At 47.7% G+C, this 12,216-nt stretch carries 10 protein-coding genes; 7 read left to right on the forward strand and 3 right to left on the reverse strand.

The window, feature by feature from the left end:
• Positions 1-17: 17 nt before the first annotated feature.
• Genes MKY42_RS05305 through MKY42_RS05315 form a run of 3 tightly spaced genes read right to left on the reverse strand, consistent with a single transcriptional unit; the run spans position 18 to position 3,776 of the window.
• Complete coding sequence (locus MKY42_RS05305) at positions 18-1,181, reverse strand: Ger(x)C family spore germination protein (protein WP_090893680.1); 1,164 nt, start codon at positions 1,179-1,181, stop codon at positions 18-20.
• Positions 1,178-2,683, reverse strand: coding sequence for a spore germination protein (locus MKY42_RS05310; protein ID WP_339849320.1), 1,506 nt, complete (start codon positions 2,681-2,683; stop codon positions 1,178-1,180). The genes MKY42_RS05305 and MKY42_RS05310 overlap by 4 nt, the downstream gene beginning before the upstream one ends.
• The gene (locus MKY42_RS05315; RefSeq protein WP_339849323.1) at positions 2,640-3,776 is read right to left on the reverse strand and encodes an endospore germination permease; all 1,137 of its coding nucleotides are present in this window, start codon (positions 3,774-3,776) and stop codon (positions 2,640-2,642) included. The genes MKY42_RS05310 and MKY42_RS05315 overlap by 44 nt, the downstream gene beginning before the upstream one ends.
• 196 nt (positions 3,777-3,972) lie before the next feature.
• Here MKY42_RS05315 and MKY42_RS05320 point away from each other — a divergent pair, with 196 nt between their 5' ends.
• The 7 genes from MKY42_RS05320 (at position 3,973) to MKY42_RS05350 (ending at position 12,166) form a co-directional block, all read left to right on the forward strand.
• Complete coding sequence (locus tag MKY42_RS05320; protein ID WP_339849326.1) at positions 3,973-4,866, forward strand: NAD(P)-dependent oxidoreductase; 894 nt, start codon at positions 3,973-3,975, stop codon at positions 4,864-4,866.
• 247 nt (positions 4,867-5,113) lie between these two features.
• Positions 5,114-5,845, forward strand: a complete 732-nt coding sequence (locus MKY42_RS05325; RefSeq protein WP_090893689.1) for a nuclease-related domain-containing protein — start codon at positions 5,114-5,116, stop codon at positions 5,843-5,845.
• Positions 5,846-6,188: 343 nt separating this feature from the next.
• Entirely contained in the window at positions 6,189-7,088 is a 900-nt protein-coding gene (locus MKY42_RS05330) for a hypothetical protein (protein WP_090893691.1), read from the forward strand.
• A 176-nt stretch (positions 7,089-7,264) separates the two neighbouring features.
• A complete protein-coding gene (locus MKY42_RS05335) occupies positions 7,265-9,043 on the forward strand; it encodes a histidine kinase (protein WP_339852725.1) in 1,779 nt (592 codons plus the stop codon).
• 46 nt (positions 9,044-9,089) lie between these two features.
• Positions 9,090-10,166 carry a response regulator gene (locus MKY42_RS05340; protein WP_090893695.1) on the forward strand — a complete coding sequence of 359 codons (1,077 nt, stop codon included), beginning with the start codon at positions 9,090-9,092 and terminating at the stop codon, positions 10,164-10,166.
• Positions 10,167-10,426: 260 nt separating this feature from the next.
• Positions 10,427-11,281, forward strand: a complete 855-nt coding sequence (locus tag MKY42_RS05345) for an ABC transporter permease subunit (protein ID WP_256222185.1) — start codon at positions 10,427-10,429, stop codon at positions 11,279-11,281.
• A 15-nt stretch (positions 11,282-11,296) separates the two neighbouring features.
• On the forward strand, positions 11,297-12,166 hold the full coding sequence (locus MKY42_RS05350; protein ID WP_090893698.1) for a carbohydrate ABC transporter permease: 870 nt from the start codon (positions 11,297-11,299) through the stop codon (positions 12,164-12,166).
• Positions 12,167-12,216 lie beyond the last annotated feature (50 nt).

Consider the following 12,216-nt stretch of genomic DNA (forward strand, 5'->3'; position numbering starts at 1 on the left):
CAGGGGATTTGTTATGGCTACACTTTCCTACGGAATTTACCCGTATATGGAATGGTAATATGAATGTCCAGCTTCTGAATGGAATCTTCCGTCAGGATCATCTTTGAGCCGTTGTTGGACAGCTTGCGCCACAGACCTGGATTTTTGCGATAAACCTTCTCCTGAAGTCCATAGACATCGACCCCGCGTTTCAGACCTTCGCGATACGTTTGCATGATTTGCTCCCGCAATGTCTTCTCGCTGAATCGGACCATCTCGTCATAGGAAACAGGGGTGAGATATTCATACAAAGCGGTCAGGTACTTGGCATCGATGTTGAAATGAACCTCATTCCCACGAATGACAGGCACAATTTTGATATTAGGCAAACCAACGCTGAGCACACCATAGACGGTTCCTTCGTTCTCAATAATCAATGGCGCACGACGCATATCCTTAAGTAACCAGTGAAATCCAGAAAGCTTGCTATGGGGCAAATATTCAAAATCATCCCCGGTTCTTTCAAAAAAAGCACCGTCAATCATAAACAGTTCATAATTCTTTTTGTTCTGCGACCAGTGTTCCTTGTTCAGGGTGATACAAGGCAGATAAGTTGTCGTGGACGTATTGTTATGGGTGGCAATGAGTTTGAAACTGAGCACTGGAGGAAACAGCGATTCTTCCAGAAATGAGGGAAGAGGGTTGTGCAGAATGCTATCCAGTGGCGACAAATTGTATATGGACGTGGCACTAAGAATATTTTCTAGTGGATCGCGCGTGCCGTACACCCAGGTGGTATAACGTGATTCCGGGAAACGTCCAAGCATGTCAAACACTTCCTTAATATGCTTGCTTGTCAAGACACTTTCGCCCATGACAATGGCTGTCACATGGCCCCAAGCAATATGCAGCTGGGAACTTCGGAACAGCTCGTTTACCGCCAGATTCAATGTTTTCCCTGATGTATGTCCAACCCACACGGGTGGAGCCTCCGCCGTTTTGGTTGAACTTTCGCTTTTGGCTACACTGGTAAAGTCCATGCTCTGAACATACATATGGTACAACCCATCCTTATACTCGATCCCGATCGCTTTCGCATAATCCACCTGTTGAATTTCATATGCACTCCAGCACCCACTGGTCACGAAACAAAGAGAGACACTTAACGCTCCAAGCAACCATCGCTGTAAAAGGCGCTTCATCGCTCATTCCCTTCTTTGCGCGGCTCCTGCGTTTCGAGATAGACAGGTCTGCGTTTCATCCATCCTTTCGGAAGTTTGAACAAGGAGGCGAGTGCCTGTTTGAAATTAAGCGGACTGAGCGGCGTGAGATAAGGAATCCCGAACGATTTCAGATCGGTCAGATAGATCAGGAACAGGATAATGGACAGAATGAACCCATATATGCCAAGGGATGCCCCCAGTACAAAACAGAAAAAACGTAGAATCAGAACAGAACTGGTCATGACCTGATTCACAATCGTTGCTCCGGCCACTACGGTTACAGCAATGACGACAATCATGAGCGGGGAAACCATGCCTGCACGGATGGCCGAATCCCCAATAATCAATCCGCCAACAACGGTCAGTGTCTGACCAATGGCGCTGGGAAGCCTCACCCCTGCTTCCCGGAATAGCTCCATCAGCAGCATAATGAGAAACATTTCCACACCAGACTCCATAGGTAAACCCATGCGCCCAACCGAAATCGTGGCTACTAGAGGAAAGGGTAGCTGGTCCATGTGAAAAGAAGTCAGCGCAATATAGAAACCAGGCAAGAACACGGTTATTAATAGCCCGATAAAACGCAGCATACGGCCCACATTCACCGGAAGAAACGGGAAGCTGGCATCCTCGGGGGATTTGAGAAGCAGAAACAAATTGACGGGTCCGATGATGACGCTGGGATTGCCATCCACGATAATGACGAAACGTCCGTTCAGAAGACATTCAGCCGCAAAATCAGGTCTGCCCGTGTAATGGGTTACCGGAAACAATGTGACTTTGGAAGGGGACAATAATTCCTCTAGTTCATTGGCCGTCATAATGCGTTCGATATCGATTTTGCGCAGCCTATTCTTCACATCATCAATCAGCTCGGGATTGGCAATGTTCTTAATATACATCAGGGCGACTTTGGTCACGGAGCGAGAACCAATTAATTCAATATTACAGGCTAATTCAGCCGTACGCAGGCGTGTACGAATTAACGCAATATTGACTGATAGTCGTTCGATAAAGCCATCTCGTGCCCCGCGGATCGATACTTCCGTAGTGGATTCATCCGGCGACCGTGTAGGAATGTTGGATATATCCATGCTCCACATCTTCTGGATGGAAGGAATGCAGATGAGCATGTGTCCCTCAAACACCCGCAAGGACATGAGTTCCTTTCCCAGCGGATTATTCTGTATGTCTATACTTGTCCATTGCAGGGTAATGGACTTCTCGATATCCGATGCACGAACAAAGTGAGTACTCTCGTACGTTCGCGTCAGTTCGGGAAGAATAATATCATATATGGATTTGCTGTCGACCATACCGCTGCAATACACGATGACAATCTGCTGCGGAGATTCCCCAATCATATGGCTGCTGGTGATCACATCGTCTGAACCTGCAAAAAACGTCGTCAGATTATGCTCATTGATTCGGAATGGTTCAGCCAGATGGGGGTTCTTCTTTCCTGTGGTTGTGAGCGGCATGGGCGGGAGCCTCCTTGTCTTTTTTGTGTATGAATGCGGCGAGGGTCAACAGGACTGTTACCGTGGATACATAGGCCAGCATCACGGGAAATTGAATATGGTTTACATAATAGTCAACGTAATCAATTCTCCACCACTGTACAGCTATGGCGCACATGATGAAGGTGACAATTAGAACGGCAACGTACCTTTTCTTTGGTCTACGAAAATCGAGCAGATCGACGATAAGATAGATGGAGATCGCCACTCTGGCAAATGAACCGCTTAGCCATTGATAGATGGACAGGAAGTCCACGTGCTGGAGCAATTTTCCTATATTCACCAGCTTCCATTGTTCATAGGGGCTATTTCGTTGTTTTGCTGCTTCCTCCGGACCGAACTCAACGATGGCTCCCAGCGTTGGGCCAATTGCCATACTGAGCATGAATAACCCAAGCAGCAGAAGATGCCACCAGCGAATTTTACTTTTGATATCGTGTTGGAACAGCATTAATATCCAGATTTCCATCAGTCCAGCAAGCGAATAGATCATGCCCCTTAGAACGGGGCCGGAACCATATTCCATGATGGGAAACAACTGACCATAGTCTTTATATTTCATATTGGCTGACATCACGAAATATCCAAGCAGGATCACGAATGGAAGCAGAAGACTTGAAGTCATGGCAATGGAACGGATACCTTTGGCAGCCGCCCAGGCAGCAACCAGTGCACCCACACCTGCGAGCACATAGGGTGGGGTGAATTGAAGATAGGTGGATACCGTCCAGTTTGTTGTTTCATATAAGGTATGTGATCCAAGTGCAAGCAGCATGAGTGAGGCAGTGATACGGAAAATCCATGAAGGAATTACGCCAAATTCCCGCGTGATCCAGTCCGTCAAACGCTGTCCGCGTACCCGCCGGATAATAACGAACATCATACATAGAAATAACAAAAATAAGGGAGCAGCAGCGACTACCGATAGCCAGCCATCTCTGCCTGCATAATCCAGGATCGCCGGAATGGACAGCACATGGCACACGAGGCCTGCACTTAACAAAATGATGGAAAAGGACAGCCAAATCGTGATTTCTCCCTTTTCACGGCTCATGGGAATTCTCCTTTCCGTTCAAGGAAGTTTCCGTTAGGTTGTACAGGAAATGGATTTTCGATTCCTGTTTTATCTTTTTGAACAATAGAAGACGAAACGAGATAGACGGAAGAGACAGAAAGCATTAACATACAGATATAGCAAGTTTAGAAGACAAGCTCCAAACGAAGTATAGAGAAAGAGGAGGAAACCTGCGATGACAAATACAACGAAGGCACTTGGAGAGACGAAAGTTGGCTTTATCGGTACAGGCGTAATGGGCAAAAGCATGGCAGGGCATATCCAGCAGGCAGGCTATCCACTGCATGTCTATACGCGCACGGCCGCCAAGGCGGATGCGCTGGTGAAGGAAGGTGCCGTATGGCATGACACACCAGGCAAACTGGCAGCCGAGTGTGATGTCATCATCACGATGGTGGGGTATCCGAAGGATGTTGAGGAGATTTATCTTGGTGAAGATGGTCTCGTGGCCAACGCGAAACCAGGCTCGTACCTGATTGATATGACCACATCCAGTCCGCTGCTGGCTGCACGGATCTATGAAGCCGCGGAAGCGAAAGGACTGCATGCATTGGATGCACCGGTTTCCGGTGGGGATATCGGAGCAAGGGATGCCAAGCTGTCCATAATGGTTGGTGGTAGTACGGAGGCTTTTGAAGCGGTTCGTCCGTTGTTCGAGCAAATGGGCACTAACATTGTGCTGCAAGGCAAAGCAGGAGCAGGACAGCATACCAAAATGTGCAACCAAATCGCCATTGCTTCAGGCATGATGGGTGTATGCGAGGCACTCGCTTATGCCAAGACATCCGGTCTGGACGCGGAGAATGTGCTGAAGAGCATCGCTACCGGTGCAGCCGGGAGCTGGTCACTTAGCAATCTCGGTCCGCGCATGATCGCAGGCGATTATGAGCCTGGATTCTATGTGAAACATTTTATCAAAGACATGGGTATCGCTCTCGAATCTGCCAAAGCTATGGGGATGAAGACACCAGGGCTGGCCTTGGCTGAGTCCTTGTATCAGGAAATATCCAGCAACGGTCTGGATGAAAAGGGTACGCAGGTGCTTTACACCTATTATTTACAGGCTTAATCCTCACAACCAAGACAACAGCGTGTTCTTTTTCTTCAATAGAAAGGAATACGCTGTTTTTTTTAAAATTCCCCTTCTCGTATGCGTCTAAAGTCACAGTATTGGTTAAATATTGGTATATACTTTAGTTGAACAATGGATTGTTGGTCCTCTTCCCTTTATTTTTGCCCCTCTTTATCCGACATAAGTAATAGAAGTATACATAATGGATGTGCGAAACCCACACTACATAGAACGGAGCTTGCCCATGTTCAAAAAAATCCTGTCTCTGTTCAAGTCACAGCCAGAGCTCGCGAACCAGATATCAGCTTCCGCTTCATCTTTACCGTCAACGGCCCCCATTCCCACACGTATGGTCCGTAGTCGTCGCAAAACGAAATCGGACGGAGATTGGACCCGTCAGCCCGAGGAACCAAGCACTGCCCAGCAGCTGCATGCTCTTCCGGGTGAATACAAAGTGCTGAACGACTTGCTCGTTGCCAATCCCAAGTCTCGCTCGGGTTACTCATCGATTGATCATGTCGTTATCGGTCCACGGGGAATCTTCGTGATTGAGACACGAAACCTGACGACAGGTGAGATTCGTGGCGGCCGAAGAGAGGCCAACTGGACAGTCAGCAGCAGCCGAATCAAGATGTACAACCCACTGATGCAGCACCGAGGGCATGTGGAGGCCATTCAGGCACACCTCGGTGATTATAAAAGAGTTCGTCTCGTCTCCATGGTGACCTTCACCAATCGCTGCCGGATCAGTGTTGATCCAGCTGTGCGGTATGTTAATTCGGATGAACTGATTATCTATGATCATGAATTGGTGGAGACCATCCTGCGCAAAACGGAAAGGCTTGAGACCGAAGTCCCCGAAACGTTGTATAAGGAACAGGATATTCAGGCCATCTACAACATGCTGTCCGCAGTCAATTCCACGGATCCCCAGATTCGGGCTGATCATATGGAGAAGGCCAAAGGCATCAAATAAGAGGAATCGAACCTGCAACCTGCTGCATCATTCATACGGCGATGAATTGAAAACGAATAATGCAGCTTACCGAGCGTGCATATCAACACGGTTATCCTTTCATGGATGACCGTGTTTTTTGTTCTCTCCGTAAGTGAGAATAGGACTGACGGAAATACAGCATAAGCATGCAGGCACAATGTCTTATACACCCAGTATTTAACTTATGATAGAATAAAGACCAGATTATATAGTAGTCTATCTATGTTATCCGAAAGAATGTTTATGGAATGAACTATTCATGGATTGAAGTAGAGGTTAATATAACCCAGGTACATACATAAGATAAGGGGAAGATTACACAATGAGTTGGAATCATAGAATCAAGATGTTCACGGCCATTTTCAGCTTGGTTGCCATATTGACTGCATGTGGCGGTGGGGCGAAGGAAGCAACGATGAAGGAGTCTGCTCAGGATGCTGGCACGGTGGCTACAGCGACCAATAGCTCGGACACGTCAACGACTGACACGTCCGCAGCAGATACCAATGCTGAAGACTCTGCGGGCACCTCCTCAACTTCCGATACAGCGGGGTCTTCGCCTGAAGAAGGCAAGATCGGAGTGGACTCTACACTGGAGGAATTGAAGCAGAAATATGCAGACAAGCTTGGCTATATCCGTGTCCCGCTTAACGATCATCCGGTACGCAGGGTAAGTGAAGAAGGCTCCAAAAATATTAATATCGCCAACTACAGTGATGCGGTAGTGAATATGAACACAGGTATTCCCATCCATTCCGATTCACAGCGTTTGATCGATGATGCCTTTCCTTTTTTCACAACCGTTCAGGCACCGGAAGTCTCCTATGTATCATGGGAAGAAGCAACCAATCTGGAACGTGCCATGGTAAAGACGTTGTTTATCTCTCGTCAGGCGCTGCTCCTCACGGAGGATGCCATGAAGAACAAGGATTACACCAGTCAGTCCTTTACGGACTCGATGGTATTTTTCAAGAATGCAGCGGAGTTCGACTCCATGGCACCTGTCGCGCAGCATACGTATGACATCACTTTAACGAAACTTTACGATAAAGCACGCGAGTCGTGGGCCAAACTGGCTGCAATAGATCCGGAACAGGACGAAGCCGCATTTGCTGAGAAGTATACGGAAGCCAGAACAGAAGCGAATAACGTGATGGGGCTGCTGAACATTTTGCTGTCCACCAATGAAGAAGAACGTATGGAGCAGACATACGGCAAATAGTCATCTATGGAAAATACTGTTCTGACAAATGTTCATACGGCTTATCCTTCATAGAGCAGGTAGAAACTCTGACTACCGTCAACACGGGGTCAGGGTTTTTCTGTTGTTTTACATAGGGGTATGATATCTTTTTTAAGAATAAAGTGGTGCGGGACAAGGGTGAGGTGCGAAGAGTGATGAGATGGATTCAGTTATGTAAACGCTTTAAATTCAGAACAAAACTGATTTTGTTTCTGTCGGCGGCGACTGTATTGATATCAGGCATCACGGGGTTAATTACTTATCGCATACATATTTCGCTGTTTAATGAGGAAGTGAGTCGCCAGTATAGTCTTACCGCAGAACAGGTACTTGCAAGACTCGATTCCAGGGTGCACGACATGTATAAAGTGACGGACTACATTACGCTGAATCCCTCCGTGAAAAATGCAATTAAGGCGCAGGCTGCGGGCATTTCCTCCTATGATCAGATGAAGCTGGAGGAGGAACTGGATGATCAGTTGTATCAGGTTCGTCTCGATGCACCGGAGATCATGGGAATTCGAATCTATGATTTGAAGGGGAACATATTTAATCTCGGTACGTTTGCCGGATCGTTCCAACAGATGGACCCCTCATATTTGGCTGAGATGGTCCATAAGCTGGAAGGGACGGGAGGAGAATATGTATGGAACCGTCTGGATGCAGATGCTTTTCTTCAGGAGGAAAAATCCAACTGGATTCTGGCAGGGCGCTTAATGCGTTCTGTTGATCTGGAGACGTATGGGGTCATGTTGATCCTCTTTAATACCTCTCTGTATGAATCCTATCTTAAGGACCTACGTCTTAATGAAGATATTGCCGCGTATTTGTTGGATGCAGATGGGAAACTGGTATATGCGTTTCATAATCAAGATGCAGACCCACCACCGCTTACACAACTAAGCATGGGAGCAACCGAGATTAGGGACGAGCAGGGAACCGCTCATTTGTATACAAAACAAACGTCGGACAAAGCCAAGTTCACGTTAATCAGCAAAGTATCCTTGGCTCAGATTCAGCATAAGGGCAAGATTATCGTAAAGGTTGCTGTATTTTCTGCGGCAGCCACGGTTCTGTGTTCGTGGATCATTATTACCATCATCAGCCGCAGGCTGCTGCGTCCACTGGCCAGTCTGGTTAACGCGATGAAAAGAGTGCGCGACGGACAATTCGATACACGCGTTCAGATTCAGACACAGGATGAGCTGGGCTTCATTGGAGAACGATTCAATGCGATGGCATCACGGATCGATACGTTGATTCATGAAGTCTATGAGCGTGAATTAAGTGAAAAGCAAGCTGAGCTCAAGGCTATACAGGCCCAGTTGAATCCACATTTTCTGTATAACACATTAAGTATGTTCTTCTGGAAGTTCTATATGCTTGGAGATGAGAAGTCGGCGCGTCTGGTTACGGCCTTGTCCGAAATGCTGCAATATACACTGGAGCCAGTCCAGCGGTTGACTACCCTGCAGGATGAGATGAACCAGATTGACCATTACCTGCAGATTCAGCAGGCCCGGTATCAGGAGGCCTTATCGATCGAGATTTCTGTTCCTTCTGAACTGCTACGTTGCCAGGTGATTCGGCTGCTGCTGCAACCCATTGTGGAGAATGTGTTTGTTCATGCCTTTGCGGACAAAAGAGACAATCGTCGTCTCGAGATTCGCGTCTTCCGGTACGCGGGAAATGATGCAGAATCGGACATGCTTATTCTGGAGATAGCCGATAACGGATGCGGGATGGACCCATCCATGATGGATCGTATTTTGGCACCTTTGGCACACGCTGATGAGGAGCGTCAACACATTGGCATGCGAAGTGTAATCAGACGAATCGAACTGATTCATGGCGACCCTTATGGTGTGCAGATCGAATCCACTGCTGAAGTGGGAACGCTGGTGCGGCTTCGTTTGCCCTATCAGGTAGAATAGGTTGCTGGAAGAGAACAGATAACATGCTGAGAGGAGAATACATCCATTGAATGGACGAATGCTCGTAGTCGATGATGAAGCGATGTTTCGGCAAGGATTAATACATCTGGTTTCCAATAATCCACTCGGGTGGGAAGTAGTTGGTGAAGCTGCCGACGGAGAAGAAGCGCTGCAAGCTGTAAACAGTTGTACACCGGATCTAATTATTACGGATATCAACATGCCGGTGATGGATGGCTTGGACTTGGCAGAACAGATCCATGATCGTGGTCAGGACATTATGATCATTATTTTGACGGGCTATCGGGAGTTTGAATATGCACAGCGCGCCATCCGTTATGGTGCTATGGAGTTTCTGCTCAAGCCCTTCTCTCTAGATGAGGCCTGTCGTGTTCTTCGCAAAGCGCATGAGCGATACTGCCAGCGGCAATCCGATAACCGAATTAGGGAACAGTACAGTCTGGTAGAGAGATCGGATCGATTGCGTGATGAGTTGGCAGCATTCTTGTTGAAGCAGCAGATGCAGCAAATGGCTGCACGGATAGATGAACTGTTCAGCCATGCATCCCGGATGCCTCTCCCTGAATGTAAAGCCGAGATTCAGCTGCTCATGAAAGTGATGACCGATCTGTTAGTGCAGCAGTTCCGTGTTCAGCAGTTTGCGAGTGTCGACAAGTTCGGCCCAGATCCGTTGCTCTGGATTCATTCGGTAGCGGAAGTGATGGCTTGGGCACGCTGCAAAAGAGAAGAATGGCTTGGTATGCTGGTCCGGCTTACGCAGGAACAACAGGATCATGTGGTCACACGGGTCCTTCAGTACATCGAGATGAACTATTCCAGCAATTGTAATCTTCAAGCGGCAGCCGCGCATGTTCACGTGACCCCCAATTATCTCAGTCACCTGTTCAAAAAAGAAACCGGTCATGGCTTCAGCCAGTACGTCAGCAAGCGTAGAGTGGATAAGGCGAAGTTACTGCTGCACAGTACCCGGCAGAGCATGGCGGACATTGCTGAACAGACCGGGTTCGATAACTCCAGTTATTTTACAACCGTGTTCAAACAGATAACCGGGCTGTCGCCCCGCGAATTTCGCAAGCAGCCGAGCCATGAGAGCAGCGAGTAGAAGCTGTTACCGAACACAGCCCCACGATGTGGGGTTATTTTGCGTAGAAATTTAAAAAAGGATCGTTAAATATCGAATGTTTACGCTTACATTTATATCTAAAATACAACTATAGACATCCACAGCAGAGAGGAGTGATGAACATGAAGGGAGAGCTGGCCGCAGGGCCGCCAAGGTTGGAACCGCCAGAAAACGAAGTGAGGCAGAGAATCCGGCAGCAGCGGCTTCGCCGTTTCAAGACGAATATTCCGCTACTATTGATGTTTCTTCCGGTGATCCTGTTTTATCTTATCTTTCGTTATGCGCCGATTGGGGGGCTGGTCATCGCCTTCAAGGATTATAACTTCTATGACGGGCTTTGGAACAGTCCATGGGTGGGCTTTCAACACTTTCAGACCTTGTTCAGCGATCCGCGCACAGTGGAGATCATCCGTAATACTCTATTTCTCAGTCTGCTTAGCATTATCGTGGGTTTTCCGATCCCGATTATTCTGGCGATCATGCTGAATGAAGTGAGAAACATGGCGTTTAAGCGGACCGTGCAGACCGTGGTGTACATGCCGCACTTTTTCTCCTGGGTCATCATTGCAATGATGATCATGACCGTATTTTCACTGGAGAACGGAATTGTGAACCGATGGGTGGAAGCCTGGACGGGAGAGCCGTATCCGTTCATGTACAACAAAGGCTCTTGGATCGCCGTGTTTGTCGGGTCAGGTATCTGGAAGGACATGGGCTTTAACGCGATTATTTTTCTGGCGGCACTAACGACCATCGATCCAAGCCAGTACGAAGCTGCACAGATGGATGGGGCGAGCAAGATGCGACAGATCTGGCACGTAACGCTTCCGGGCATTCGCTCCACCATTATTTTGCTGCTTATTCTGTCGATGGGGCGCGTGATGGAAGTTGGATTTGACCAAGTGTATATGCTGCAGAACTCTAACGTGAACGAGGTTGCTGATGTCATCAGTACGTATATTTATCGCACAGGTCTTCAGGGAGCGCAGTTCAGCCTGACGACGGCCATGGGATTATTCGAATCACTGGTCGCGTTTATTCTCATCTATTGTGCCAACTATATTGCACGTCGATTTAACGAAGGTTTGTGGTAAGGGAGGCGGAGCAGAGTGAGAAAAACACGAGGAGAACAAGTCTTTTATATGATCAATTATGTGTTGTTAACATTGGTAGCCATCAGCTGTATCCTGCCCCTTCTGAATATTGTGGCTTTGTCGTTGAGTGATGCGAGAGCCGTTGTATCCGGTAAAGTAGGGCTATGGCCAGTCGACTTCACCTGGTTTTCCTATCACAGTCTAATGACTGGGACGCCAATCCTGAATGCGTTCTGGAACAGTGTCGAGATTACGTTAATCGGTACGGGGCTGAGTATGGCTGTTACGATTATGGCGGCGTATCCGCTGTCGCGCAGGCATTTTTACCACCGCAGGTTTTTTACGATGGCGATGGTATTCACGATGATTTTTAACGGCGGATTGATTCCGACTTATCTGGTGGTGCAGAACCTTGGGCTGGTGAACAGTTATGGTGCACTTTGGCTGCCAGGTCTGGTAAGTACGTATAACATGCTGATTATGAGATCGTATTTTGAAAATCTGCCAGGGGAAGTGGACGAAGCTGCACGCATCGATGGATGCGGAGAGCTCGGATTGTTATTTCGGATCGTGCTGCCTCTGTCCAAACCGTTGCTGGCGACCATTGCTCTGTTCTATGGTGTAGGGTACTGGAATTCATTCATGAGTGTGATGATTTATATCAACGACACCTCTAAGTACAACATGACTGTATTGGTCCAAAATATGATTATGTCCAATCTGAACGTGCAGGATTTTACCGATCCGACGATGATTTCGAATCTAACGCCAGAAGGCATTCGGGCAGCGGCCGTAATCGTGATGGTCATTCCCATTTTGGCAGTGTATCCATTCTTGCAAAAGTACTTTGTTAAAGGGGTTATGCTGGGCTCTATTAAAGGGTAGTGCAGGTTGCAAGCCATTCGCTTATTTCATTTCACATTATATAAGAAAGA

The organism is Paenibacillus sp. FSL W7-1088, assembly GCF_037969855.1.
Classification (GTDB): Bacteria; Bacillota; Bacilli; order Paenibacillales; family Paenibacillaceae; genus Paenibacillus.

Bases quoted from the DNA above. Each gene is read 5' to 3' on its own strand.
- MKY42_RS05310 (WP_339849320.1), bottom strand. From the start codon at position 2,683: ATGCCGCTCACAACCACAGGAAAGAAGAACCCCCATCTGGCTGAACCA.
- MKY42_RS05335 (WP_339852725.1), top strand. From the start codon at position 7,265: ATGAGATGGATTCAGTTATGTAAACGCTTTAAATTCAGAACAAAACTG.
- MKY42_RS05305 (WP_090893680.1), bottom strand. From the start codon at position 1,181: ATGAAGCGCCTTTTACAGCGATGGTTGCTTGGAGCGTTAAGTGTCTCT.
- MKY42_RS05345 (WP_256222185.1), top strand. From the start codon at position 10,427: ATGTTTCTTCCGGTGATCCTGTTTTATCTTATCTTTCGTTATGCGCCG.
- MKY42_RS05315 (WP_339849323.1), bottom strand. From the start codon at position 3,776: ATGAGCCGTGAAAAGGGAGAAATCACGATTTGGCTGTCCTTTTCCATC.
- MKY42_RS05325 (WP_090893689.1), top strand. From the start codon at position 5,114: ATGTTCAAAAAAATCCTGTCTCTGTTCAAGTCACAGCCAGAGCTCGCG.
- MKY42_RS05330 (WP_090893691.1), top strand. From the start codon at position 6,189: ATGAGTTGGAATCATAGAATCAAGATGTTCACGGCCATTTTCAGCTTG.
- MKY42_RS05320 (WP_339849326.1), top strand. From the start codon at position 3,973: ATGACAAATACAACGAAGGCACTTGGAGAGACGAAAGTTGGCTTTATC.